The sequence below is a fragment of the Aquabacterium sp. NJ1 genome, assembly GCF_000768065.1.
GTDB lineage: Bacteria > Pseudomonadota > Gammaproteobacteria > Burkholderiales > Burkholderiaceae_C > Aquabacterium.
In genome coordinates, this window is sequence record NZ_JRKM01000001.1 from 4,029,239 (window position 1) to 4,054,858 (window position 25,620).

Here is a 25,620-nt window from a genome sequence, read left to right on the forward strand (position 1 = left end):
CTACAATCAGTTCATTGTATTCAAGCTGGTTTGGACCGACGTGAACGAGTTTCGTACCTGGATGTGCCTGATTTGCGGCTGGATTTATGACGAGGCCGCTGGTTTGCCTGAAGAGGGTATCGCGCCCGGCACCCGCTGGGAAGACGTTCCGATGAACTGGGTCTGTCCCGAGTGCGGTGCCCGCAAGGAAGACTTCGAAATGGTTCAGGTCTGATCCTCGTGATCGAATTGATTTTGACCAAGGCCCCGAGAGGCGTTGGTCGTCTGGAGGAACGCGTCCGTGTCTGATGCTGAGAACCCCGAATTGAAGGCGGGCACCAAGGTGCTCGTCATTGACGACAGCAATACCATTCGCCGCAGCGCCGAAATCTTTTTGAAACAAGGCGGTTACGAAGTGGTGCTGGCTGAAGATGGTTTTGACGCCCTGTCCAAAGTCAATGACCACAATCCAGATGTTATTTTTTGTGACATTCTGATGCCCCGCCTGGACGGATATCAGACCTGCGCCATCATCAAACGAAACCCGCGCTTCACCAATACCCCGGTGATCATGCTGTCATCGAAGGACGGCCTGTTTGACAAGGCGCGCGGGCGCATGGTGGGCTCGCAGGACTACCTGACCAAGCCTTTCACCAAGGACCAATTGCTGCAGGCCGTGGCGCAATACAGCGCCAGTTGATTGCAACAGAGGCTGCCGGGCCGTGGCCTGTCAGCATGAATAATGCGTGTGCGCCGGGCTGCTTGAAACCCTGGGCCAGGCGCGCACCGAGGAGTTGAGATGCCCATTCAGAAAATATTGCTGGTTGACGATTCCAAGACCGAATTGCATGTCCTGTCCGAGTTGCTGACGAAAAAGGGCTACCAGGTGCGTACGGCCGAAAATGGCGAGGAAGCCATGCGCCGCCTGCAGGAAGACAAGCCGGACCTGATCCTGATGGACGTGGTCATGCCCGGGCAGAACGGCTTTCAGTTGACCCGTGCCATCACGCGTGACCCCGCTTTTGCGAGCGTGCCGGTCATCATCTGCACCAGCAAGAATCAGGAAACCGACCGGGTCTGGGGCATGCGCCAGGGCGCGCGCGACTATGTGGTCAAGCCGGTCAACCCGGAAGAGTTGCTGACCAAAATCAAGGCCTTCGGCTAAACAGAGGTCGCAGCAAGATGGCCAATAAAGAAGCCTTGAGGGAGTTGCAGCAACGTCTGGCAGATCGCCTGCAGATGGTGCGGCAGCAAGCGCCCGCGCGCAGTTGGTTGGCTGTCGAGATTGCCGGTCATGGTTTCCTGCTGTCGCTGGATCAGGCCGGCGAGATTTTCCCCTTGTCCACCATCCAGCCCGTGCCGCACAGCCAGGCCTGGTTCCTGGGGGTGGCCAACCTGCGCGGCCAGTTGCACGGCGTGGTCGACATGGCGGCTTTCCTGGGCTTGCCGCAGCGCCAGGCACGCAACCTCAATGAAGTGGCGGCCCGTGATGCCGGCCGCCTGATCGCATTCAACTCGGGGCTGCAGATGAATGCGGCCTTGCTGATCGACCGCCTGATGGGCTTGCGCAACGCCACGGCCCTGACGCCGGCGCCCGATGCAGCCGGCGCGGTCAAACCGCATTTCATCGGCCAGCAGTTCAACGATGCGTTGGGCCGGACCTGGTACGAACTGGACCTTGCCGGCCTGGTGGCCGACGAGGCCTTTCTGAAAATTGACGTTTGACGGGGTTGACCCCGTCTGGCAGTACACAGTGGAGCAAAAGGCATGAGTTTCCTGAGTCGAATCAAGGACCTGGGCAAAACACAGGACGACGAAGAGGTCCAGTCGGAGGCATTGAGCACCGAGGGCATGGTGACGTCCTCTGGCGCGCAGTCGGTCGACACGCAGGCCGCGCCTTCCACCATCCAGCCCGGTGGCAGCACGATCACGTCCGACTCGATCATCTCGGAGGCTGCGCCGTCCGAGTTTCCGCCTGACTACCACGACAACCGGCTCAAGAACGAGGTGCCGGATGGCCCCTTGATGGCCGAGCCGCAGACCGGCCTGCCCGTGATCGGCAAGTGGCGTCTGGACCGCCAGCAGCGCTTCATCGGCGGTGCGCTCGGTGTGGGCATGCTGGGCCTGCTGCTCTCCGCCTTCCTGTCGGTGACCTCTGCGGACCGCCGCGCGGCGCAGACGGGCGCCACCGGTCAGGCGCTGATGCAGTCGCAACGCCTGGCCAAGTCGGTGTCGCAGGCCTTGATCGGTCGTGCGCAGGCTTTCGGCGAAGTGGCCGACAGCTCCAAGGTGCTGGCCAGCAACGTGCGCGGCCTGGACAAGGGTGACTCGGCACTGGGCCTGAGCGAAGTGCATGGCGCCGCCAAGGAAGAGTTGACCAAGCTGCTGCCGCTGGTGGATCGTGCCGAGAAAAACGCCGACTACGTGTTGAAGCAGAAGCAGACCCTGACCCAGGTGAGCCAGGCCCTGCGTGAAGTCAACAGCCAGTCGTCCGAACTGCTCGACCTGGCCGAAGGCATCGCCACGACCAAGATCGAGAAGGGCGGCGTGACGCCGGCCGAGGGCACCTCGCTCAACCAGCTGGTGATGCTGACGCAGCGCATCGGTAAGTCGGCCAACGAATTCCTGACGGTGGAAGGCGTGTCGACCGAGGCCGTGTTTCTGCTGGGCAAGGACCTGAACGCCTTCAAGGAAATCGCCGAAGGCCTGCTCAATGGTGATGCCGACCTGAAGCTGCCGGCCGCCAAGGACCCGGCCGTGCGTGAGCAGCTGGATGCCTTGCTCAAGATCTTCGAGCGCACCCGCACACAGTCGACCTTCATTCTCGGTTCGCTGCAAAGCCTGGTGGCCGCGCGTGACGCCCAGGTGGCCGTGATCGACGACTCCGAGCCGCTGCGCAAGGGTCTGGAAACGGTTCAGCAGAAGCTGTCGGAAAGCGCCGGTATTGGTGGCGTCAACGTGGCCCTGATCCTGGTCTTCCTGTTGATCACCGTGGCGGCTGCTTATGGCCTGCTGCGCGTCTTCCTGACCGACCAGAACCACCGTCGTCAGGTGGCTGAACAACAGCGCCAGGAAGCCGAACGCCTGGAGCGTGAAGCCAAGCGCGTGAACGACGCCAACCAGGCCGCCATTCTGCGTTTGATGAACGAACTGCAACTCGTCGCTGAAGGTGACTTGACGCAACAAGCCACCGTGACCGAAGACATCACCGGCGCCATCGCCGACTCGGTGAACTTCACGGTGGAAGAGCTGCGCAACCTGGTGTCGCAGGTGCAGGGCACGGTGCAACGGGTGACCGAGACCACCGGCGAGGTGGAAGCCACGTCGACCGAACTGCTGGCTGCCTCTGACGAACAGCTGCGCGAGATCCGCGAAACCGGTGAGTCCGTGCTGCAGATGGCCGGCCGGATTAACGAGGTGTCGGCACAAGCTCAGCACTCCGCCGAAGTGGCGCGCCAGTCGCTGGCTGCCGCCGACTCCGGTCTGCAAGCCGTGCAGAACGCCATCGGTGGTATGAACACCATCCGTGAGCAGATCCAGGAAACCTCCAAGCGCATCAAGCGACTGGGCGAGTCGTCGCAGGAAATCGGCGAAATCACCGAGCTGATTTCCGACATTACCGAGCAGACCAACGTGCTGGCGCTGAACGCCGCCATTCAAGCGGCGTCCGCAGGTGAAGCGGGCCGCGGCTTCTCGGTGGTGGCAGAAGAAGTGCAGCGTCTGGCTGAACGTTCGGCTGATGCGACCCGCGAAATTGCCGCCCTGGTGCGCACCATTCAGACCGACACGCAAGATGCCGTGGCCGCTATGGAACGCTCCACGCAGGGTGTGGTGGAAGGGGCCCGACTGTCCGACGCCGCCGGCTCCGCGCTGGGCGACATCGACCGCGTGTCTCGCCGACTCGCTGAACTGATTGAGCAGATCTCGTCGCAGGCGCTCAAGGAAGCCGAATCGGCCAATGTGGTGGTGTCCAACATCCAGCACATTTTTGCCGTGACCGAGCAGACCGGTGAAGGTACCCGTTCAACCACGCAGTTGGTGCGTGAATTGTCCAGGACCGCCAACGAACTTCAACAATCGGTGGCCCGATTCAAGATCGCTTCCTGAGAGAGCGAATGAACCATGGACAGCTTGCACAACGACGCTCCTTCGCCCTCCGATGACCTCAGCGCTCTGGCCTGGGTTCACGAGGAACTGCGCAAGTCGCTGGATGCGGCCCACAAGGCGCTGCATCGTTGCCTCAAGGATGTGACATCGGCCGGGCTGTCCGACATGGACGCCATGGACCCGGCCATCCTGCGCACGGCACGCCAGCAGATCCACCAGGGTGTGGGCGCGCTGGAGCTGGCGGGCGTGCCCGCTGGTGCGACGCTGCTGCGCGCCGCCGAAGCGGTGGTGCAGAAGTTCGTCAACCGCCCGCAGTCCATCACCGAGGATGCCGTGCGCGACGTCGAGAAGGCCTCGTTTGCCTTGCTGGACTATGTCGGCCGCCGCCTGGCGGGTAAGCCTGTGTCGGCCATGGCACTGTTCCCGCAGTACGAGGCCTTGATGGCCCGTGCCGGCAGCGTGTTGCCACGCCCGACCGATCTGTGGTCGCAAGACTGGCCTGACCTGTCGCTCGAAGCGCCCTTGGCCCCGCCCGAGAACGTGCAGCCGCGCGCCGCCGATGCGGCCACCGTGGATGATTTTGAAACCGGCCTGCTGAACCTGCTCAAGCGTAACCAGCCGGCTGACGCCGTGGTCTTGGCGGACCTGTGTGCCTCGCTGGCCAGCGGGGCGGTGCAGCGCTCCGCCCACCGCGAGTCCGCCACCTGGATGTTGGCCAGTGGCTTCCTGGAAGGCCTGGCCGGCGCCCATGTGCCGCTGAGCGTGCACGCCAAGCGCGTGCTGTCGCAACTGCTCAGCCAGTTGCGCGTGCTGGTCAAGGGCAATGCCACGCCGTCTGATCGCCTGGCCAATGAATTGCTGTTCTTCTGCGCGCAGGCCTCCGATGTGCCGGCCGCCGACAACTCGGTGCTGGCGCGCGTGCGCCGCACGTTCGGCCTGGAACGCCACAAGCCCGTGGACTTGCAGGCCTCTACGCTGGGCAAGTACGACCCCGCCTGGGTGGCGCAGGCCCTCAAGCGCGTGGCCGGTGCCAAGGATGGCTGGTCTGCTGTCGCGGCCGGCGAGTTGTTGCGCCTGGGTGGCTTGAACGAGCAGTTCTCGCTGGTCAGTGATTCCTTGCGCAGGCTGTTCCCGGAAGGCCAGTCGCTGGCCGATGCCCTGACGCATGCCGTGCACAACACGGTGCAGGCGGCCAAGGCGCCTGAACCTGCGCTGGCCATGGAAGTGGCCACGAGCCTCTTGTACGTCGAGGCCTCTCTGGAAGACGGCGAGTTCGACAGCCCCGATCAGCAGCAGCGCGTGCAGCGCCTGGCGCAGCGCATCACCAGTGTCAGCGATGGCCACGATGCGCAGCCGCTGGAAGGCTGGATGGAAGACCTGTACCGCCGCGTCTCTGATCGCCAGACGATTGGCAGCGTGGTTCAGGAGTTGCGCACCACGCTGACCGACTGCGAAAAGCACATCGACCAGTTCTTCCGTGATCCCAAGGACACCACCCCGCTGGTGAGCGTGCCCGGCCAGCTGCAGTCCATGCGCGGTGTGTTGGCCGTGCTGGGCCTGGATGTGGCCGCACACGCGACCGTGCGCATGCGCGAGGCCGTGGACCACCTGCTGGTGCCCGGTGCCGATCTGGATCAGGCCGCGCAAGATGGCGTGTTTGATCGCCTGGCCACCAACCTGGGTGCACTGGGCTTCCTGATTGACATGATGGGCGTGCAACCCGCCCTGGCCAAGTCCCTGTTCACGATGGACGAAGCCACCGGCGTGCTGGCGCCGGTGATGGGGCGGGAAAAAAAAACCCAGGATGACCCTGTAGAGTTCGTGGCGCAGCATGTGCAGATGGAAGAAGCACATGCGGTGGTCGAGGAAGTGGCCGAGGTGCTGGAGCGTGATGACGCTTCGCTGAGCGAGGTGTCCGAACAGCTGCAGAAGCTGGCCGAGACACAGCACGTGCAGGAGCAGGCAGGCCTCGCCGAAAGCGTGGCGGCAGCGCAAGCGGCCATCGAGTCCGCCCAGGCCAGCGACGACGAGGCCGCCCTGGCTGCCGCGCGCGAGCAGGTCTCTCAAGTGCTGACCGACTTCACCGCCTCGGTGTCGGACGCCGAAACCCTGCAGCCTGAACCGCACTTTCCGCCGCAAGCTCCTTTGTCGCTCGCACCCGTGGCGGTGACGGAAGAAACCGGCCTCGAAGAAGACGACGAGATGCGCGACATCTTCCTGGAGGAAGCGCGCGAGGTCATCGACAACATGCAGCAGGCGCTGGCCCATCTGGCCACGCAACCCGATGACGTGGGCTCGCTGACGGCCGTGCGCCGTGGCTTCCACACGCTCAAGGGCAGTTCGCGCATGGTGGGCCTCAAGGAGTATGGCGAGGCGGGCTGGGCCTGCGAGCAGATGTACAACGCCTGGCTGGCATCGCAAACGCCTGCCAGCCCGGATCTGCAGGCGGTCACAGCCGAGTTGCTGGGGCACTTTGCCTTGTGGACGGACGCGATTTCTGCCAAGCAGGATGCCGGCTGGACGGCGCAGCCCGTGATAGCCGTGGCCGATGCCTTGCGCCTTCACGGTCAGCGCATGCGCCTGGCCGATGCCGCCTCTGCCGCGGCAGCCGAGCCCGAAGGTGGCGAACCCGAAGAGCCTGCCCCTGCCCCGGCTGCGCCGGTGATCGAGACTTTGGCGGAGCCGGCCCCGGTTCTGCTGGACGAGCCCAAGCCTGTGCCACCCGATGTGGACTGGGAGCTGCCTTTGCTGGATCGGGCTGCCGAAGCGGCACCGATCGAGGCCGAGCCCTTGGTGCAGACACTGTCCTTCGACGAGCTGGATCTGTCCGACGCGGTATCGACGCCGGTGGAGTCGATGGTCATGCCAGAGCTGACGCTGCCTGAGCAGGTGGCCGTCACCGAGCCCGACACGGTGCTGGATCTGGAAGCCCTGCCCGAAGTGGATACGCAGCCGCAGGGGCTGATGGGGGAAGCGCTGGCCGACCACGAGCTGATCGTGCTGGACCTCGACGCCGCAACGGGTGCGCCACAGGCGCCGCTGGTGGCCGAAACCAGCCATGCCCCCTCGACGCCAGCCGCCTTGTATGCCGAGTCGGAGGAGGCCGCTGACGAGCCCCTGGCCGCGGTCACCCTGACCGATCCCAAGGAGTTCGTGCTCCTGGACGACAACGATCCGACGCAAGCCGGTGAGTTGCTGGATCTGCCCATGGAGGCCGCTGCGCCCGAGACGCCGTCGAATGGCGCTGCTCACATCGAACCACCGGCGCAACCTGAGCCGCCTGAACAGGCCCATGAAGGCCAATCCGACGCCAGCGATGAGCAGATCAAGGTGGTGGGCCCGTTGCGCATCAGCATCCCGCTGTTCAACATTTACCTCAACGAGGCCGACGAGCAATCGCGCCGCCTGAGCACCTCCTTGGGCGAGTGGGCGCTGGAGCTGCATCGTCCTGTGGGTGACGACGCCATCGCGCTGGCGCATTCCCTGGCTGGCAACTCTGGCACCGTGGGCTACACCGAGCTGTCGCAACTGGCCCGCCTGCTGGAGCACGCCCTGATGCGCTCGCAAGCCCTGGGTGGCGGCGAAGCCGAGGCCGTGTCGCTGTTCAACGAAGCGGCCGAAGAGATTCGCCGCCTGCTGCACCAGTTCGCCGCCGGGTTCCTCAAGACCCCGTCTGACGAGTTGATGCGCCGCCTGGAGTGGTACGACCACGAGGCCTCGCGCCGCATCGAGGCCCGCAGCCTGGTCAGTGACCTGGATGAGTCAGGGGAGGCCGCTGTGCCGCCCCATGTCGACCCGTTTGCGCCCGAGGGGGAGCATCCGCAGCCGTCCGATTCGTTGCTGGGCGACTTGCCGGTTGAAGACTCGCGCCCGCATCTGCGTCTGGTTCGCTCTGCCGATGAGGTCGAGTCCACCCAGCCTGCGCCGCTGGGCGTGGCCGAGTTCAAGGACTTCGAGCCCCTGACACCCGAGGCCGACGCACTGCAGGGCGCGGTGCCTGGCGTGCAGGGCTTGAGCGGGGCAGGGCCCGTGCATTGGGATGATGAGTCCGACATCGATGCGCAGGACAACGTCGACGCCGACCTGTTCCCGATCTTCGAAGAAGAGGCGCAGGAGTTGCTGCCTCAGCTGGCCAGCCAGACGCGTCAGTGGCTGGAAATGCCGGATCACCCCGCGGCGGCGGCGGCTTGCATGCGCACGCTGCACACCTTCAAGGGCGGTGCGCGCCTGGCCGGTGCGATGCGCCTGGGCGAGCTGGCACACCGCATGGAGTCCACGATCGAGCGCCTGCTGGCGTCCGATCACATCACGCCTGCCGATGTGGCGCCTCTGGAAGGGCGCGTAGACCGCCTGGTCGAGGTGTTCGAGGCTCTGCGCGCCCGTGATGCACAAAGCTACGACGAGCAAGCCAGCCGAGCATTGCCGCCTGCCGAGCCGGTGCTGTCGGTGCCCGAACCCACACCCTTGCCGGTGACCGAGCCGGTCGACGCAGCGCAGGTCACGGCGTCGGCCGAGCACCAGGCCGCGCCGCAGCCTGTGGTGCCGCTCATGCCGCGTCAACCGGGCGAAGCCAAGCTGGAGCCGATCAACTGGGCCAGCCTGAGCAGCGCCGGGCAGGTGCCCTCGGTGCGTGTCGAGCGCGAGCACGTGCAAGGCCCGTCGCAGGCCGCTGTGCGTGTGCGCCCGCAACTGCTGGACCGTCTGGTGAACCACGCCGGCGAGGTCAGCATCACGCGCACCCGTCTGCAGTCGCAGGTGGGCCAGATCCGTGGCTCCCTGACCGACCTGACGGACAACCTGGAGCGTCTGCGCCAGCAACTGCGCGACATCGAACTGCAAGCCGAAACCCAGCTCAGCACCCGCATGGAAGCGGCGCGCGCCATGAGCCAGAACTTCGACCCGCTGGAGTTCGACCGCTACACGCGCTTCCAGGAGCTGACCCGCATGATGGCCGAGTCGGTCAACGACGTGGCCACGGTGCAGCGCACCTTGCAGCGCAACCTGGAAACCGCCGAAGACCAGCTGGCCGCCCAGGCACGCCTGACGCGCGACCTGCAGGATGACCTGCTGCGCACGCGCATGGTGGAGTTCGATGGCCTGTCTGATCGCCTCTACCGTGTGGTGCGCCAGGCGGCCAAGGAGACCGGCAAGCAGGTGCGTCTGGACATCCAGGGGGGCTCCACCGAAATCGACCGTGGCGTGCTGGAACGCATGACCGGCTCGTTCGAGCACTTGCTGCGCAACTGCATCACCCACGGCATCGAAGATGGCGCCACCCGCACGGCCAATGGCAAGGACGCCACCGGCCAGGTCATCGTGGCCTTGCGCCATGAAGGCAACGAAGTGGCCATCGAGTTCCGTGACGATGGCGCCGGCCTGAACCTGGAGCGCATCCGCCTGCGTGGCGTGGCCATGGGCCTGCTGCGCCCGGACGAGCAGCCCAGCGAAGCCGAACTGGCGCAATTGATCTTCACCTCGGGCTTCTCGACGGCCGAGTCCGTCACCGAACTGGCCGGCCGTGGCATCGGCATGGACGTGGTCCGCTCCGAAGTGAACGCCATGGGCGGCCGTATTGAGACGGCCACCTCGGCGGGCAAGGGCACCAGCTTCACGCTGATCCTGCCGCTGACCACCGCCGTCACGAAGGTGGTGATGCTGCGTTGCGGCGCCATCAACATCGCCGTGCCTACCCACCTGATCGAGATGGTGCGCCGCGCGCGTCCGCAAGAGGTGATACAGGCTTACCAGCAGGGCAGTTATGCCTTCGCGGATCTGGTTCTGCCGTTCTACTGGCTGGGCGCCTTGCTGGACTTCAGCCCGCGTGGCCTGGAAGGCGGGCGCACCTTGCCGGTGGTCATCGTGCGCTCGGCGCAGCAACGCGTCGCGCTGCACGTGGATGAAGTGCTGGGCAATCAGGAAGTGGTCGTCAAGAACCTGGGGCCGCAACTGGCGCGCCTGCCGGGCCTGGCGGGCATGACGCTGCTGGCCTCTGGCGCCGTCTCGCTGATCTACAACCCGGTGGCGCTGGCCACGGTGTATGGCGACCGCGCGCACGCGCAGACTGCCGAATCGCTGGCGGCCGTTGGCCCCGATCTGGGCGACTGGCTGCAAGTTGACAGCAAGCAAGCTGGCAAGGCCAAGGCCGTGACGGAATCCTCCGAGCCTCAGGCCCCCTTGGTGATGGTGGTGGACGACTCGCTGACCGTGCGCAAGGTGACCCAGCGCCTGCTGGCGCGTGAAGGTTATCGCGTGATGCTGGCAAAAGACGGGTTGGAAGCCCTTGAATTGCTGGCACAGGAGCGCCCCGCGGTGGTACTGTCCGACATTGAAATGCCCCGCATGGATGGTTTCGACCTCGTTCGCAACATCCGCGCGGATCAAAAGTTGTCTGATCTGCCGGTCATCATGATCACCTCACGTATCGCGCAGAAGCACCGTGACTACGCAACCGAGCTGGGTGTGAACCACTACCTGGGCAAGCCGTACGGCGAAGAAGAGTTGCTGGCCTTGGTGGCGCGCTACACGGTGCAGCATGAGGCAGCCGTCTGATCCATTGCAGTCAAGACTTGTCGGCCATTACCGCAACCCCGCCCCAGACGGCAACCGTGCATCCGGTTGCCGAGGAGGCCATTTCCCATCTGGCAGCCCTGACGGCCCAGCGCGACCGCGAAATGCTGGACGTGTCGCTGGCGCAAGGCGTGCTCGAGCTGCTGTCCGTCAGCAGTGTGGGGGTGTACCGACTGGTCGGACGTGACGAAGAACCTCGGCACTGGCTGTGCAGTGGTCTGGCGCGCCGTGGCCAGTTGACGGTCAGCGATCCGCCCTGGGTGGACCTGGAATCCTTGCCTCCTCTGGGCGCCTACCCCATGCGCGAATCCGTGCTGGAGGCGCGCTTGCTGGAACAAGCCGAATTGAGCGAAGAGGTGGCTGGTGATCCGGCGCTGCGGCATGTGACCGTGCTGCCTCTGCAGGTCGAGGTCGGCTTGCCGGGGGTGATCGAGGTCTGGTCGGACAAGCCCTTGTCCTTGCAGGCCTTGCGACCGATCCAGACCTTGCTCAAGGTGTTTGGCAACTTCCAGAACCTGCTGGAGTCCAGTCAGCGCGATGCGCTCACGGGCTTGCTCAACCGCCAGACTTTCGATGCGTCTTTCCTGAAGGCCTCGATGCCGGTGGCCGCCGACCTTCACCAGGTGCCCGCTGGCGAGCGGCGTGCCGTGCCGGTGACCGGCTATTGGCTGGGTGTGGTGGACATCGACCACTTCAAGAAGGTCAACGATGGCTTCGGCCACCTGATCGGTGACGAAGTGCTGGTGCTGGTGGCGCGCATCATGCGCCAGTCTTTCCGGCACTACGACCGGCTGTATCGCTTCGGTGGCGAGGAGTTCGTGATCCTGCTGCGCGGCGGGACCGAGGAGGACGCCATGGGCGCTTTCGAGCGCTTCCGGCGTAACGTCGAGTCCTACCCCTTCCCGCAGGTCAACCGGGTGACGGTGAGCGTGGGCTTCACCGAAATCCAGCACCAGGACACGCCCAACGTGGCCTTTGCCCGCGCGGACCAGGGCGTCTACCAGGCCAAGCACCAGGGGCGCAACCAGGTGCTGTGCTTCGAGGCACTGGTGCGCGATGGCGTGCTGGCATCCGAAGACACCCACGTTGGTGACGTCGAGCTGTTCTGACCCGACGCCGGGCCGGGCTCAGCCCGCTTTGTTAGCGGCCTTCTTCGTGGGCTTCTTGCGCGCCAGCTTCAGGATGTCCTTGTCCGTGGCGGTCTTGAGCACCGCATAGCGCTCCAGTGTTTCGGCTCGGGCCTCATCGTGCATCACGATGGGCTGCGGGTAGTCGCGCCCGATCACCACGTCGTCAACGCTGGCCAGATCGGATGGGCGAGCCAGCCAGGGCGCATGCAAGGCCCTGTCGGGCAGGGCGGCCAACTCGGGCACATAGCGGCGGATGAACTTGCCCTGTGGGTCGAACTTCTCGCTCTGGTTGATGGGGTTGAAGATGCGGAACCAGGGTTGGGCATCACAGCCGCTGGATGCGGCCCATTGCCAGCCACCGTTGTTGGCAGCCAGGTCGAAGTCGAGCAGCTTCTCGGCAAAGTAGGCTTCGCCGCGGCGCCAGTCGATCCCCAGGTCCTTGATCAGGAAGCTGGCCACTACCATGCGCAGGCGGTTGTGCATGTAGCCCGTCTGGTTGAGCTGGCGCATGGCCGCGTCCACCAGCGGGTAGCCGGTGCGGCCGTCGCACCAGGCCTGGAAATGCGCCTCCGCCTTGCTGCCGTGCGCCCATTTGATGAGGTCGTACTCGCGTTTGTAGGCGTGGCCCACCACATGCGGGTGGTGGAACAGGATCTGGTGATAGAAATCGCGCCAGATCAGCTCGGACAGCCAGGTTTGCGCGCCGGCTGAACCCGCTTTGGCGCGGTCCCAGGCCAGACCTGCCAGTTGCCGGATGGACACGGTGCCAAAACGCAGGTGGGTGGACAGGTAGCTGGGGCCCTTGATGCCGGGGAAGTCGCGGGTCTCGTCGTAGTGGTCGATGCGGTGCAGGAAGTCGTCGAGCAGGGCCTGGGCGCCGCTCATGCCGGCCGGGATCTTCAGCTCCCCCACCGGCTCGAAGCCGATGGCCTGAAGCGCGGGCACCCGTGGTGTGCCCACCGCGTGGACCTTGGCGGGTATCGGCGCGAGGTGGCCGGCGAAGCGCTCGATGGGGTAGGGCTTGACGTAGAACGGGTCGATCTTCTTGAGCCAGGCGTTCTTGTACGGCGTGAACACGCCGTAGGGTGAGTCGTTGCCGGTCAGCACCTCGTTGCGCTCGAAGATCACGTGGTCTTTCGAGGTGAACAGGGCCGCGCCCAGGTTGCTCAGCTGGCCGCGCACATGGGCGTCCCGGGCCTGGGCGGCGGGTTCGTCATCGTGGTTCGCGTAGACGGCCTGCACGCCCAGTTGGGCCACCAGCTTGGGGATCTCGACCTTGGCAGAGCCGTGCCGCACGATCAGGCCGGTGGTGGCGCCGCTGGCGGCTGAACTGTGTAGTTGCGCCAGCGGGTGCTGCTGCCCCAGGGCCTCCAGTGCCTGGTCCAGCTCGACCAGGCTGCGCTGGATGAAATCCACCCGCCGGTCGAACCGAGGCAGCGGGTCCAGGATGTCGGTGTCGAACACGAAGGCGCACCACACCCGGCGGGCGTTTTTCAGGGCGTGGTAAAGCGCCGCATGGTCCGTGCTGCGCAGGTCGCGTCGAAACCAGACCAGGGCAGAATCAATGACTTCGGTCATGTCTTGGGCGTTCGTTTGTCAGCAAGTGGGCTGGCGTGAGGGGGCTAAGTGGGGGAATTGGGTGAATCAGGCTGAAAGGGCTGGGCGCGGGCGTCTAAAATTACGCCATGTCTGCCGGCGCGCCCAACCCCATCAATCTGACCAACCAGTTCCTCATCGCCATGCCGGGGATGAAAGACGGCAATTTTGCCGGTACGGTGGTCTATCTGTGCGAGCACAACGACAAAGGCGCGTTGGGCCTGGTCATCAACCGGCCGATCGACATCAACCTCAAGCACCTGTTCGAGAAGGTGGACCTGAGTCTGGATCGACCCGATCTGGCCAGCCGGCCGGTGTTCTTCGGCGGCCCGGTGCAGACCGAGCGGGGTTTCGTGTTGCATGAAAGCCTGGATGCCGAGGGTGGCCACTACAACTCCACCCTGAAGGTGGCCGATGGCCTGGAGATGACCACCTCGCGCGACGTGCTGGAGGCGCTCTCCAATGGCGCCGGCCCGCGCAATGTGTTCATCACCTTGGGTTACTCGGGATGGGGCGCCGGTCAGCTGGAAGAAGAGTTGTCGCGCAACGGCTGGCTCACTGTAGACGCCAAGCCGGACATCATCTTCAACACGCCGGTGGAGCAACGCTATGACCAGGCTTTGTCTCTGCTTGGCATCGACCGCAACTTCCTGATGGGCGAGGCTGGGCACGCATGAGCGGGCCGACCTTGACTTACCTCGCTTTTGACTACGGTCTCAAGCGGGTGGGCGTGGCCACGGGCAACAGCCTGATGCGCCAGGCGCAGCCGCTGCGCACCATCGCGGTCGAAGGCAAACCGCGGTTCGAGCAGATCGCCCAGCTGATTGAAGAGTGGCGGCCTGACGCCCTGGTCATCGGCGTGCCGTATCACCCTGACGGCGCGGAGCACGACAATACGCTGCGTGCGCGCAAGTTCGGCGGCCAGCTGCGCGGGCGTTTTCACCTGCCTGTGCACGAGGTGGACGAGCGTTACTCCACCACCGAGGCCATCGCCAATGGCGCGCGTGACCTGGATGCGGCCTCGGCTGCCATCCTGCTGCAACAATATTTCAACGATCATCCACAGCCCTGACAAGCAAGAGGCCACCGTGAGCGACTCCACGCCCCACACCCTGCACCTCGATGCCGAGGCGCTTTACGACAACCTGCTGGCCGGCTTGCGCCGCATCGTCACCCCTGAGACCACCCTGGTGGGCGTCTGGTCGGGTGGTGCCTGGCTGGCCGAGCGGCTCAATGCCGACCTGGGCCTGAAGATGCCCCATGGCGTGATCTCGTCGGCGCTGCACCGCGACGACTTCAGCTCGCGCGGCATGTCCACCACCAAGGATGCGACCCATCTGCCTTTTGAAGTCGAAGGCCGCCACATCCTGCTGATCGACGACGTGCTCTACACGGGCCGCACCACGCGTGCCGTGATCAACGAGCTGTTCGATTTTGGCCGTCCGGCCAGCGTGACCCTGGCCGTGCTGGTGGACCGCGGTGGCCGCCAGCTGCCCATCGAGCCGGCCCTGTCCGCAGCCCGCATCACGCTGCCCGCCAATGAGCGCGTGTCGCTGGACCGCACCGAAGACGGCCGCTTCCAATTCCATTTCGAGAGGGTTTGATGCTCAAGACCAACCCACAGCTCAACAAGCATGGCGAGCTGATCCACCTGCTGTCCACCGAAGGACTGCCCAAGCCCATCATTCACCAGATCCTGGACACGGCCGAGCAGTTCCTGAGCGTCAATGACCGCGAAGTCAAGAAGGTGCCCTTGCTGCGCGGCAAGAGCGTCTTCAACCTGTTCTTCGAGAACAGCACCCGCACCCGCACCACCTTCGAGATCGCGGCCAAGCGCCTGAGCGCCGACGTGATCAACCTCGATATCGCGCGTTCGTCGGCCTCCAAGGGCGAGAGCCTGCTGGACACCATCGCCAACCTGAGCGCGATGCAGGCCGACATGTTCATCGTGCGCCACTCCGAATCCGGCGCGCCCTACCTGATCGCGCAGCACGTGGCACCGCATGTGCACGTGGTCAATGCCGGCGACGGCCGCCACGCGCACCCCACGCAGGCCTTGCTGGACATGTACACGATCCGGCACTACAAGAAGGACTTCAGCAACCTGACCGTGGCCATCGTGGGCGACATCGTGCACTCGCGCGTGGCCCGCTCCAACATCCATGCCTTGACGACGCTGGGCGTGCCGGAAGTGCGTGTGGTCGGCCCGCGCACCCTCGTGCCCGGCGACCTGCGCGAGATGGGCGTGCGCGTGTGCCATGACATGGCCGAAGGCATCCGTGGTGCCGACGTCGTCATCATGCTGCGCCTGCAGAACGAGCGCATGAGCGGCGGCATGCTGCCCAGCGCCGGCGAGTTCTTCAAGGAATTCGGCCTGACCGAATCCAAGCTGGCCCTGGCCAAGCCCGACGCCATCGTCATGCACCCGGGTCCCATCAACCGTGGCGTGGAGATCGACTCCGCCGTGGCCGATGGCAAGCAGAGCGTGATCCTGCCCCAGGTGACCTTCGGGATCGCGGTTCGCATGGCCGTCATGTCCATCATCGCTGGCAACGAGGCTTGAGCTGTCTATGAAAATCCTCATCAAGAACGGCCGCCTGGTCGACCCTGCTTCCGGCCTGGACCAGATCGGTGACCTCGCCATCACCTCGGGCCGCATCAGCGCCATTGGCACCGCCAGCGCCGACTTCGCCGCTGACCGCGTCATCGACGCCACGGGCATGATCGTGGCCCCCGGCCTGGTGGACCTGGCCGCGCGCCTCAAAGAGCCCGGCCACGAGCACGAAGGCATGCTGGAGTCCGAGCTGGCCGCCGCCGCCGCCGGTGGCGTGACCAGCGTGGTCTGCCTGCCCGACACCGACCCCACGCTGGACGAGCCCGGCCTGGTCGAGATGCTCAAGCTGCGTGCCCGCAAGCTCAGCCGCTGCCGCCTGTTCCCGCTGGGCGCGCTCACGCGTGGCCTCAAGGGCGAAACGCTCACCGAGATGGCCGAGCTGCATGAGGCCGGCTGTGTGGGCTACTCGCAAGCCGAAGTGCCCATCAAGGACACGCAGGTGCTGCAACGTGCCCTGCAATACGCAGGCACCTTTGGCTACACCGTCTGGCTGCGCCCGCAAGATGCCTGGCTGGGCAAGGGCGTGGCTGCCAGCGGCCCGGTGGCCACGCGCCTGGGCTTGTCCGGCGTGCCGGTCAGCGCCGAGACGATCGCGCTGGGCACCATCATCGAACTGGTGAAGGCCACCGGCGCGCGCGTGCACATCTGCCGCCTCTCCAGTGCCCAAGGTGTCGAGCTGATCCGCCAGGCCAAGGCCCAGGGCCTGCCCATCACCGCGGACGTGAGCATCAACTCCCTGTTGCTCACCGATGTCGACATCGGCTACTTCAACCCCGCCATGCGCGTGACGCCCCCGCTGCGCCAGGGCCGTGACCGCGACGCCCTGCAAGCCGGCCTGCTGGACGGCACGCTTGACGCGCTGGTGTCCGACCACACCCCGGTCGACGAAGACAACAAGACCTTGCCTTTTGGCGAGGCTGAACCCGGCGCCACCGGCCTGGAGCTCTTGCTCAGCCTGGCCTTGAAGTGGTCGGGCGCCGATCAAAGCGACAAGCCCGATGCCGCCAAGCTGCGTCGCGCGCTGTCTGTGGTCACCCAAGGGCCGGTCAAGGTGCTGGGCGAGGCCCTGGGCTCCTTGTCTTCCAGCGCCGGCCGCCTGGTGGCCGGCGGTGTGGCCGACGTGGTGGTGTTCGACCTGGCCGCGCGCTGGGTGGTTGAGCCATCAGCTTTGGTCAGTCAGGGCAAGCACACGCCCTTTGCTTTCAGCTCGACCGGTTTCGAGCTGGCGGGACGGGTGCAACTCACGCTGGTGGCTGGTCAGGTCGCGCACGAGGCTGAAAACCGACGCGTGACGGCATGAGTGCCACCCTGGGCAGCCCGCAACAAGGCCAACAACCCGGGCCCGCTGGCCCGTTGCAGTTGGTCCAAGCCATTCCACGGGCCGCATGGCGCCTGTCTCGGGTCTTGCTCCACCTGTTGATCGGCTATGCGCGCTCGTATCTGGTCTGGCCCAAGCTGGACGAGCAAGGTTGGCACGACGAAACGGCCCGCTGGTCCGGCAAGTTGCTCACCATCCTGGGCATCGAGCTGACGGTGCAAGGGCAGGCGCGGCCTGGTGCCAAGCTGGTGGTGTCCAATCACATCTCCTGGCTGGACATCGTGTCCATCAACGCCGTGGTGCCCTCGCGCTTCGTGTCCAAGGCCGAGGTCGGGCAGTGGCCCCTGGTGGGGCGCCTGGTGACGGCGGCGGGCACCCTCTACCTCGTTCGGGAGCGGCGCCGGGACGCCATGCGCGTGCTGGGCTTGATGTCCAAGGCCATGCGCGAGGGCCACACCGTAGCCGTTTTCCCGGAAGGCACTACCGGTGACGGCCACGGCGTGATGCACTTCCACGCGAATTTATTACAGGCCGCCATCGACGCCCCGGCGCCTGTGCAGCCCGTGGTGTTGCGTTATAGCGACCCGGCGCACGCCGTGAGCCCCATCGCCGCCTACGTGGGCGACACCACCTTGATGCAATCCCTGTGGTGGATCGTCACTGCGAAAGGGTTGCAAGTGCACGCTCACATCCTGCCTCTACAGGCGGCGGCACATGCTGACAGGCGGGCACTGGCCGACCAGTTGCAAACGCAAATCTCTGACTGCCTGCATTTGCAGAATCACTAATTCGTGCATTAGTGAAAAAATGCACGTTGCGATACACCTTATTCAGGGGATTGGTGTCAAGTGGTAACTCTACTCTGACGACAACCGCAAAGCCCTTAGGCAAAGTGGTGGCGCATTCGGACACAACACCGACTTCCAAAAAGTACCAGGTGTTCAGGCCGATTCGGCGTCCCGTCAACCCTGTTGAGGAGTCCCTCCAATGTCAGAGAAAAAACTTCGGCGCCTCCCCCTGGCGGCCGCAGCCTTGGTCACTTGCATGAGTGCCCAGGCTGATTACCAGTCGCCTGACGGCAACTTCCGGCTTTCTGGGTTTGGTACGCTGGGTGCCGTGCATTCCAGTACCAACGATGTGTATGTGAACTATCCTGGCCAGGGTGGCGGTGCAGGCACAACTCCCAGCACCACCCCAGACAGCAAGTTGGCGCTTCAGGGGACATACAAATTCACCCCAACTATTTCCGCCACTTCGCAAGTCATGCTTCGGTATACGGCGGACAGTGAATACTATCCGAGTGTGGATTGGGCATTTGCCAAGTGGCAAGCTATGCCAGCCCTATCATTCCGGGCTGGGCGCATGGGCGCCCCATTCTTCATGGTTTCGGATTTCCGAAACGTGGGTTATGCGAATATTCCCATCAGACCCCCTCTGGATGTGTATGGGTTGGTGCCAACAGATCAATTTGAAGGCGCTGATGCAACCTATCAATATAATCTAGGATCTACCACCTTCAACTTCAATTTGTGGGGTGGTGAATCCATTGCTGACTATCGTTCCGCGATCAATAAGGGTGCAACGGCCCTGCCTCCTTCCACATTTGAGTTGAAGAAGCAACATGGCATCAATATCAGTGCGGAAATGGACAATGGCTTAACGTTGCGAGCTGGTTATTCCAAGGCGAAGTTCAATCTGTCGTCGACGTCGATCTCGAGTCTCTACAGCGCCGCGACCTGCTTGGGTGCCGCGGCACAATTTGGTGTCAATACGTGCCCCCTATACTCTTCCTATGGTTTGACTAACACCGCGGGCATGCAAACTGCGGCGGCAGGCATGGCGGCACAGACCATTGCCTCGACGGATGTGCTTGCCACCAATGGGAAGAATATCTCCTTCGTGGATTTTGGTTTTACATACGATCAGGATGCCTGGGTGGTGTCTGGTGAATATACCAAGCGGCGTAGCAGTGGTTTTATTGCCGATACGACTGCCTGGTATGGTTTGGTCGGCTACCGCGTGGCGAAGTTCACGCCATATGTCGGACTGTCGAAAATCAGCGTGAACAGCGCTAATATTGCCCCAGGAAGCGTCACGCCGGGATCAGTTGCAGTGGTTGACGTGAACACAGGTACGTTCAATGCTGTGTCCCAGGGCATTGCTGCCAATATCAACAGTAGCGTGCAGAGCTTGATGGATGTTCAAAAGCTTTCTCAACGCACTATCACCCTGGGTACCCGTTGGGACATTTCCTCCAGCCTGGCGCTGAAATTCCAGTGGGATCAAATCCACAAACCTGCCGATTCCTGGGGTATGTTCTTCACGAAGGATCCCAGTACGACGCAGGCTCAATCCTTCCTCACTAGCCGTCGCAAGGTCAACGTGTTGTCCGCGTCGATGGACTTTGTGTTCTGAGCGGAAGGGAGCATCACATGAAACTCAAGCACACCCTTCAAGCCTTCGCCACAGTTGCACTCCTGACCCTGGCCCAAGCCGCCAGCGCCCAGGTCGCTGTGATCGTCAACCACAAGAGCCCGCTGGCGTCCATGACGCCTGAACAGGCAGCCGCCATTTTCCTGGGCAAGACTTCGACATTGCCTTCAGGTCAGACTGCCGTTCCGGCCGATCTGCCTGAGTCCGACAAGGCGCGCGAAATCTTCTACAGCAAGGCCGCTGGCAAGTCGCCTGCGCAGGTGAAAGCCACCTGGGCCCGTCTGACCTTCTCGGGTAAGGCCACGCCGCCCAAGGAAGTGCCGACAGCCGCTGATGTGAAGAAGCACGTGGCAGCCAACCCGGATGCCATTGGCTACATCGAAAAGTCCGCAGTGGATAGCACGGTCAAAGTTGTCCTGACCGTGGAATAAGTCGCTCCGGGCAAGGGTTGTCACGCGATCACTCGCGTGGCAACCCTTTATTGTTTCCGGACCAAGACAATATTTCGGGGGCCTCTACAATCACGCGTCCCGTTGAAAGGTCCCTGATGTTTTTTTCCGAGTTTTCCGGGTCGCTGCATGATGGTCTCGTGCAATGGGCGATCCATGGTCTGACAGACGCCAGCTGGTGGCATGTTGTTGTCTACACGCTGCTTCTGACGCACATCACCATTGCATCTGTCACGATCTACCTGCATCGATCTCAGGCGCACCGTGCACTCGAGCTGCACGCTGCGCCATCACATTTCTTCCGTTTCTGGCTGTGGCTGACCACCAGCACCGTCACCAAACAATGGGTGGCCGTGCACCGCAAGCACCACGCCAAGTGCGAAACCGCTGAAGACCCGCACAGCCCTGTGGCCCACGGCATCAAGAAGGTGCTGCTGGAAGGCCGCGAGCTCTACCGCGACGAGGCCATGAAGGCCGAGACGCTCAAGAAGTACGGTCACGGCACGCCCGATGACTGGCTGGAGCGCCACCTCTACACCCCGCGCAACGACTGGGGCCCGATCGCCATGTTGCTGATCGACCTGGCCTTGTTCGGCGCCATCGGTATCACCGTGTGGGCCGTGCAAATGTTGTGGATCCCGATCACGGCCGCCGGCATCATCAATGGCCTGGGGCACTGGTGGGGCTATCGCAACTTCGAGGCGCCTGACGCCTCCACCAATGTGTCGCCCTGGGGCATCATCATCGGTGGCGAAGAGTTGCACAACAACCACCATACGTATCCGACTTCGGCCAAGCTGTCGGTCAAGCCTTACGAGTTCGACATTGGCTGGGGCTACATCCGTGGTCTGGAAATGTTGGGCCTGGCCAAGGTTCGCAAGACGCCGCCTCGCCTGCAACTGGGTGAGATCAAGCCGGTGGCCGATGCCAAGACGCTGGAGGCCATCGTGGCCAACCGCTATGAGCTGATGGCCCGTTATGCCGCCGAAGTGCGTTCGGCTTGTGCGGCTGAAGTCAGCCGTCTCAAGGCCAGCGGGCAGGAGTCTGCGGCCAGCCAGCTGCAACGTGTGCGCAAGTGGATGCACCGCGACACCGACCAGATGCCCGTGGGCATCCAGCAGCAGGTGGACCAGGCACTGGCCGCCAACCCCCACCTGGACAAACTCATTGCCATGCGCGAAGAACTGCGCACGCTGTGGACGCGCACCAATGTGTCTGCCGAGCAGCTGGTGGTGGATTTGCAGGCCTGGTGCCAGCGGGCTGAAGCCAGCGGCATTGCGGCCTTGCAGGAGTTTTCTCGCAAGCTGCGCGCCGCGCATGCCTGACAAATCATCGATCGGCATACGTTTGTCGATCTGAGTAGCGTGCCCTTGCGGCACGCTTTTTTTTTTGCCAGATTTGCATCCTTTCCCACATCCCGATGAAAAAGGTCTTACTGAAGGCTTAAGTGTTCTCTTTTCCGGCCGTAAACCTGTCCTGTATTTCGTATTCTGATTTGCCGCTCATAAATCATTGAACGGTGACGTAGTCCGGTCTGCAGTGGTTTGTCATGCCGATGGCATGCGAATCAGGCGGGCTCATGAAAGAGGTTGAAGGCGATGGAACACATCATGCAAAGTCCTGCCGCGCTCCCCCAAAACAAGCCAGCTTCCGGGGAGCCCGAGGCGGCTGCGGCACCGTCTACGGCCAACCCGATGCGCAAGATCATCTTCATGGTCGGTGTGGCCATTGTGGTGTTCCTGGCGGTGACCAGCTACAGCGTGCGCCAGTCCTTCCAGAGCAGCGACCAGCTCTCTGCGATCAAGGACTTGTACTTCCCGGTGCTGCAGAAGATCGAGGCCAACATTGTTCGCCTGGACAAGATGGAAGAGCTGTTCATGCGCTCCGTCATGCTGGGCGACCATGACCCGCTTGACGAAGCAGAAGACTTCTACAAGAAGGGCGACGAGGAGTTCGTCGAGATGGCGCAGATCTATCCCGAGCGCGCCAAGGAAATCGGGGCCTTGCGCGAGGAGTACAAGAAGTACAACGCCATGGCGCTGCAGACGGCTGAGGACTTCCTCAAGAACAAGATCGCCAACATGCCCGAGCAGACCAAGCGCATGAACAAGACGCTCAATGCGCTGCGCGACTCGATCAAGAAATTCCGCGAATCCAGCTACCAGAACTTCGTCAAGACCCTGGCTTCGTCTCAGCAGACCGTCAAGCTCAACCTGTACATGGGCATGGCGCTGGGCGTCATGAACTTGATCTTCATGGGCGTGCTGGTTTTCTTCATCCGCAACAACGTGCAGATGATGGCCGTGATCGCCGAGCAGAACGCCACCCTGGAAAAGCGTGTGGCCGAGCGCACCGCCCAGTTGCGTCAGAAGACGCACGACATCCAGGCCATGCTGCAGAACATGCCCCAAGGCGTGCTGACGGTGCTGCCTGGTGGTGTGATCCACCCCGAGTACTCCGCCTACATGGAGACCATCTTCGAGACCAAGGACATCGCTGGTCAGAACATGATGGAGCTGGTGTTCACCGACACCAGCCTGGGCTCCAACGACCTGTCTCAGGTGGATGCGGCGGTGGGTTCGTGCATTGGCGAAGACCTGATGAACTACGAGTTCAACTCGCACCTGCTGGTCACCGAGTTCAACAAGGCCATGCCCAATGGCGCGCTCAAGAGCCTGGAGCTGAGCTGGTCGCCGATCTCGGATGACAACGACGTGGTCGAGAAGCTCATGCTGTGCGTGCGCGACGTGACCGAGCTCAAGCGACTGGAAAGCGAAGCCGGTGCCCAGAAGCGCGAGCTGGAAATCATTGGCGAGATCCTGGCTGTGAGCCAGGAGAAGTTCCAGGACTTCATCGAGTCCAGCTACAAGTTCGTGGCCGAGAACGAAGAGATCATCCGCAAGGCGCCTCAGAAGGACATGGATGCGATCGGCCTGTTGTTCCGCAACATGCACACCATCAAGGGCAACGCCCGTACCTATGGCCTGCTGAACATGACCAACGTCGTGCACGAGACCGAGCAGGAGTACGACGATCTGCGCAAGGACGACGAAAAGGTCTGGGACCAGGATGCCTTGCTGAGCCAACTGGCCCTGGTGCACGCCTCGATCGACGAATACCACAAGATCAACGACGTCAAGCTGGGTCGCAAGGGTCCGGGCCGTCGCGGCAATGTGGAGCGCTTCCTGATGGTCGAGAAGGACCAGGTGGCGCGCGCCATGGAGCTGATCAAGGCTGCCAACGCGGGCGACCTGGCCGATGCGCGCCAGGCCTTGAACGAAGTCGAGCGCACGCTGCGCCTGATCGGCACCGAGAAGATCGACACCGTGCTGGCTGGCATCGTCGAGTCCATGCCTTCGCTGGCCAAGGAGCTGGGCAAGGAAGCGCCGCAGATCAGCATCGCCGACAACGGCATCGTGGTGCGCAACCAGGCCATTGGCCTGCTCAAGAACGTGTTCACTCACCTGTTCCGCAACTCCATGGACCACGGGCTGGAAACCGCCGAAGCGCGTCAGGCCGCAGGCAAGAGCCCCGCTGGCCACATCCAGCTGGACGCGGCACTGGACGCCGCTCAACTGACCTTGAAGTTGCACGACGATGGCCGAGGCCTCGCGGTGGGGCGCATCCGCCAGAAGGCCATCGAGAACGGTGTGTTGAACGAAGGTGAGAGCCGTTCGCCGGAAGAGATCGCCAATCTGATCTTCGCCTCGGGCTTCTCGACCGCAGACAAGGTCACCGAAGTGTCCGGGCGTGGCGTGGGCATGGACGCGGTTCGCGGCTTCCTGCAGAAGGAAGGCGGCGATGTGGCCATCCGCTTCACCGACAACAACGTTGGCGCTGATCTGCGCGCCTTCGAGCTGGTGATCACGCTGCCAGAGAAGTTCGCCGTCAAGGCCTGATCGGGCCGCGACGCTGCACCGTGGCCCTGCTGGTTCGCGCCGGTGGGGCCTTTGTTTTGCCGCCATGCCCTTGTTGTGCCAAGGGTGAGTGCAAGGCGTGAAAAGCGTGGAATTTGGACGCCTCTGCAACTTTATGACGCCCCATATGCGCCGATAAGCTGAAGTAACTATGCGCTTGTCACCATGGATTCATGGCCAATCGCGCGATCACCGCAAGGGTTCTCAAGATGCTGCTCTACTCGATTGTGTTTTTATCGGGATGCCTGATGGGCGCGCTGGGTGCATGGTTTCATCACCAGCGTGCCTTGAAGCTGAGAGGCGAGGTGGTGCTGGCCAGCGAGGCGCAGGCCAGGGAAACCAGCTTGCAGCACACCATTGAAGAGCTGCGCCAGGAACTGGACCAGCATCAGCGCCGCCTGCATGACGAGCAGTCTTCGGCCAAGTCCGAGATGAGCCAGCTCAAGCAGGGCCTGGACCGTCAACTGCGTGAAGTGCAGGCGATGGCCTCGGGCAGCAAGGAGCAGACGCTGGTCAACTGCAACCGCCTGGCCGACTCGATCGAGAAGCTGCTCACTCTGATCAAGACCTTCGAGCGCTGGCATGCCGACATGAACGTGCTGATCACGCACAACCGCGAAATGCACGATCGCAATGACGAGTTCGCTGCCATCGTGCGCCAGGTGGTGATCGTGGCACTCAACGCCTCGATCGAGGCGGCACGTGCCGGCGAGCAGGGCAAGGGCTTTGCCGTGGTGGCCAATGAGGTGCGCACGCTGGCCAATCGTGCCGAGGCCTTGTCCAACGACTACCGCAACAACCTCTACAAGAACGACCTGATCACCACGACCACCTTCCAGGACCTGCAGGCGGGCGGCAAGATGATCATTGGCGCGGTCACCGAGTTGCAGTTGATCAACAGCAAGACCAAGGATGCCCTGGTCGTCGAAACGGTCTGAATGCCATGATCAGTCAGCAAGCCAAAGATGCGCTGGACTTCATCGTCACCTCGGCGCTCAAGAGCTCCATGGTGGCGTCGGCGGACGATCGCTGCGAGGTCACTGTCATCAGTGACATCAAGGACATCAAGGAAAAGAAGGTCGTGCTGCTGACCGTGTCGTCCTATGTGTTCCGCGTGATGACGATGGTGTACTTCACGCTCAACAAGGACACCAAGGCGCACTTTGCGGCCATCAACCGCTCGGAAGTCGAGGCCATGAGCGACTCGGACTTCCTGGACGTGATCTGCGAGTGCGGGAACATCTTCTGTGGCGCCCTCAACCGCGAGTTGGGCAACCACTTCCCGCACCTGGGCATGTCCACGCCCAATGTGCTGGACCGTGAATGCGTGGACTACCTGACCGAGCTGGATGCAGGCTACACACAGCATTTCAAGATTTCGATCAACGACAACTTCACGATGCACGCCAGCCTGTGCGTCTGTGATTTTGCAGATATCGACTTCACCGTCGATATGACTCAGACCGAAGAGAACAACGGCGAGCTGGAGCTGTTCTAGTCGTTCCCTCAA

Annotated in this window: 20 protein-coding genes; 19 read left to right on the forward strand and 1 reads right to left on the reverse strand. The window is 63.2% G+C overall.

Annotation, left to right across the window (positions count from 1 at the left end):
• The first annotated feature begins 61 nt into the window (after positions 1 to 61).
• From JY96_RS17280 to JY96_RS17310, 7 genes are all read left to right on the forward strand, one after another.
• Positions 62 to 214, forward strand: coding sequence for a rubredoxin (locus JY96_RS17280; protein WP_035043462.1), 153 nt, complete (start codon positions 62 to 64; stop codon positions 212 to 214).
• Positions 215 to 304: 90 nt separating this feature from the next.
• A complete protein-coding gene (locus JY96_RS17285; RefSeq protein ID WP_035039395.1) occupies positions 305 to 679 on the forward strand; it encodes a PleD family two-component system response regulator in 375 nt (124 codons plus the stop codon).
• Between the two features lie 99 nt (positions 680 to 778).
• Positions 779 to 1,144: a PleD family two-component system response regulator gene (locus JY96_RS17290; RefSeq protein WP_035039397.1), complete on the forward strand. Its 366-nt coding sequence runs from the start codon at positions 779 to 781 to the stop codon at positions 1,142 to 1,144.
• A gap of 17 nt (positions 1,145 to 1,161) precedes the next feature.
• A complete protein-coding gene (locus JY96_RS17295; protein ID WP_035039399.1) occupies positions 1,162 to 1,704 on the forward strand; it encodes a chemotaxis protein CheW in 543 nt (180 codons plus the stop codon).
• Between the two features lie 42 nt (positions 1,705 to 1,746).
• A complete protein-coding gene (locus JY96_RS17300) occupies positions 1,747 to 4,086 on the forward strand; it encodes a methyl-accepting chemotaxis protein (protein ID WP_035039401.1) in 2,340 nt (779 codons plus the stop codon).
• A gap of 15 nt (positions 4,087 to 4,101) precedes the next feature.
• Entirely contained in the window at positions 4,102 to 10,635 is a 6,534-nt protein-coding gene (locus JY96_RS17305) for an Hpt domain-containing protein (protein ID WP_035039403.1), read from the forward strand.
• Between the two features lie 17 nt (positions 10,636 to 10,652).
• Positions 10,653 to 11,762 (forward strand): diguanylate cyclase, encoded by a 1,110-nt coding sequence (locus JY96_RS17310; RefSeq protein WP_235333967.1) that lies wholly within the window; start codon positions 10,653 to 10,655, stop codon positions 11,760 to 11,762.
• Between the two features lie 18 nt (positions 11,763 to 11,780).
• Here the strand turns inward: JY96_RS17310 and JY96_RS17315 are convergent, their stop codons facing one another.
• Positions 11,781 to 13,361: a deoxyribodipyrimidine photo-lyase gene (locus JY96_RS17315; protein ID WP_035039407.1), complete on the reverse strand. Its 1,581-nt coding sequence runs from the start codon at positions 13,359 to 13,361 to the stop codon at positions 11,781 to 11,783.
• 107 nt (positions 13,362 to 13,468) lie between these two features.
• Between JY96_RS17315 and JY96_RS17320 the strand changes: the two genes are divergently transcribed.
• From JY96_RS17320 to JY96_RS17375, 12 genes are all read left to right on the forward strand, one after another.
• Positions 13,469 to 14,056, forward strand: a complete 588-nt coding sequence (locus JY96_RS17320; protein ID WP_035039409.1) for a YqgE/AlgH family protein — start codon at positions 13,469 to 13,471, stop codon at positions 14,054 to 14,056.
• Positions 14,053 to 14,451 carry a Holliday junction resolvase RuvX gene (gene ruvX / locus JY96_RS17325; protein WP_035039411.1) on the forward strand — a complete coding sequence of 133 codons (399 nt, stop codon included), beginning with the start codon at positions 14,053 to 14,055 and terminating at the stop codon, positions 14,449 to 14,451. Before JY96_RS17320 ends, ruvX begins: the two co-directional genes overlap by 4 nt.
• Before the next feature lie 16 nt (positions 14,452 to 14,467).
• A complete protein-coding gene (gene pyrR, locus JY96_RS17330) occupies positions 14,468 to 14,983 on the forward strand; it encodes a bifunctional pyr operon transcriptional regulator/uracil phosphoribosyltransferase PyrR (RefSeq protein WP_035039413.1) in 516 nt (171 codons plus the stop codon).
• Complete coding sequence (locus tag JY96_RS17335; protein WP_035039415.1) at positions 14,980 to 15,942, forward strand: aspartate carbamoyltransferase catalytic subunit; 963 nt, start codon at positions 14,980 to 14,982, stop codon at positions 15,940 to 15,942. Before pyrR ends, JY96_RS17335 begins: the two co-directional genes overlap by 4 nt.
• 7 nt (positions 15,943 to 15,949) lie before the next feature.
• The gene (locus JY96_RS17340; RefSeq protein WP_035039418.1) at positions 15,950 to 17,293 is read left to right on the forward strand and encodes a dihydroorotase; all 1,344 of its coding nucleotides are present in this window, start codon (positions 15,950 to 15,952) and stop codon (positions 17,291 to 17,293) included.
• Entirely contained in the window at positions 17,290 to 18,099 is an 810-nt protein-coding gene (locus tag JY96_RS17345; protein WP_081961369.1) for a 1-acyl-sn-glycerol-3-phosphate acyltransferase, read from the forward strand. Before JY96_RS17340 ends, JY96_RS17345 begins: the two co-directional genes overlap by 4 nt.
• 199 nt (positions 18,100 to 18,298) lie before the next feature.
• Positions 18,299 to 19,726: a hypothetical protein gene (locus JY96_RS17350; RefSeq protein WP_035039420.1), complete on the forward strand. Its 1,428-nt coding sequence runs from the start codon at positions 18,299 to 18,301 to the stop codon at positions 19,724 to 19,726.
• 17 nt (positions 19,727 to 19,743) lie between these two features.
• Complete coding sequence (locus tag JY96_RS17355) at positions 19,744 to 20,175, forward strand: hypothetical protein (RefSeq protein WP_035039422.1); 432 nt, start codon at positions 19,744 to 19,746, stop codon at positions 20,173 to 20,175.
• Positions 20,176 to 20,291: 116 nt separating this feature from the next.
• A complete protein-coding gene (locus JY96_RS17360; RefSeq protein ID WP_035039424.1) occupies positions 20,292 to 21,518 on the forward strand; it encodes a fatty acid desaturase in 1,227 nt (408 codons plus the stop codon).
• Positions 21,519 to 21,803: 285 nt separating this feature from the next.
• Positions 21,804 to 24,092: an ATP-binding protein gene (locus JY96_RS17365; protein ID WP_161784355.1), complete on the forward strand. Its 2,289-nt coding sequence runs from the start codon at positions 21,804 to 21,806 to the stop codon at positions 24,090 to 24,092.
• 191 nt (positions 24,093 to 24,283) lie between these two features.
• Positions 24,284 to 25,048 carry a methyl-accepting chemotaxis protein gene (locus tag JY96_RS24240; RefSeq protein ID WP_304413408.1) on the forward strand — a complete coding sequence of 255 codons (765 nt, stop codon included), beginning with the start codon at positions 24,284 to 24,286 and terminating at the stop codon, positions 25,046 to 25,048.
• Between the two features lie 5 nt (positions 25,049 to 25,053).
• Positions 25,054 to 25,608 carry a hypothetical protein gene (locus JY96_RS17375; protein ID WP_035039426.1) on the forward strand — a complete coding sequence of 185 codons (555 nt, stop codon included), beginning with the start codon at positions 25,054 to 25,056 and terminating at the stop codon, positions 25,606 to 25,608.
• Positions 25,609 to 25,620: the final 12 nt, after the last annotated feature.

Excerpts from the sequence above, each read along its gene's own strand:
- JY96_RS17280 (WP_035043462.1), top strand. The coding sequence starts at position 62 with ATGTGCCTGATTTGCGGCTGGATTTATGACGAGGCCGCTGGTTTGCCT.
- JY96_RS17290 (WP_035039397.1), top strand. The coding sequence starts at position 779 with ATGCCCATTCAGAAAATATTGCTGGTTGACGATTCCAAGACCGAATTG.
- JY96_RS17295 (WP_035039399.1), top strand. The coding sequence starts at position 1,162 with ATGGCCAATAAAGAAGCCTTGAGGGAGTTGCAGCAACGTCTGGCAGAT.
- JY96_RS17300 (WP_035039401.1), top strand. The coding sequence starts at position 1,747 with ATGAGTTTCCTGAGTCGAATCAAGGACCTGGGCAAAACACAGGACGAC.
- JY96_RS17305 (WP_035039403.1), top strand. The coding sequence starts at position 4,102 with ATGGACAGCTTGCACAACGACGCTCCTTCGCCCTCCGATGACCTCAGC.
- JY96_RS17315 (WP_035039407.1), bottom strand. The coding sequence starts at position 13,361 with ATGACCGAAGTCATTGATTCTGCCCTGGTCTGGTTTCGACGCGACCTG.
- JY96_RS17320 (WP_035039409.1), top strand. The coding sequence starts at position 13,469 with ATGTCTGCCGGCGCGCCCAACCCCATCAATCTGACCAACCAGTTCCTC.
- ruvX (WP_035039411.1), top strand. The coding sequence starts at position 14,053 with ATGAGCGGGCCGACCTTGACTTACCTCGCTTTTGACTACGGTCTCAAG.
- JY96_RS17340 (WP_035039418.1), top strand. The coding sequence starts at position 15,950 with ATGAAAATCCTCATCAAGAACGGCCGCCTGGTCGACCCTGCTTCCGGC.
- JY96_RS17345 (WP_081961369.1), top strand. The coding sequence starts at position 17,290 with ATGAGTGCCACCCTGGGCAGCCCGCAACAAGGCCAACAACCCGGGCCC.
- JY96_RS17350 (WP_035039420.1), top strand. The coding sequence starts at position 18,299 with ATGTCAGAGAAAAAACTTCGGCGCCTCCCCCTGGCGGCCGCAGCCTTG.
- JY96_RS17355 (WP_035039422.1), top strand. The coding sequence starts at position 19,744 with ATGAAACTCAAGCACACCCTTCAAGCCTTCGCCACAGTTGCACTCCTG.
- JY96_RS17360 (WP_035039424.1), top strand. The coding sequence starts at position 20,292 with ATGTTTTTTTCCGAGTTTTCCGGGTCGCTGCATGATGGTCTCGTGCAA.
- JY96_RS17365 (WP_161784355.1), top strand. The coding sequence starts at position 21,804 with ATGCAAAGTCCTGCCGCGCTCCCCCAAAACAAGCCAGCTTCCGGGGAG.
- JY96_RS24240 (WP_304413408.1), top strand. The coding sequence starts at position 24,284 with ATGGCCAATCGCGCGATCACCGCAAGGGTTCTCAAGATGCTGCTCTAC.
- JY96_RS17375 (WP_035039426.1), top strand. The coding sequence starts at position 25,054 with ATGATCAGTCAGCAAGCCAAAGATGCGCTGGACTTCATCGTCACCTCG.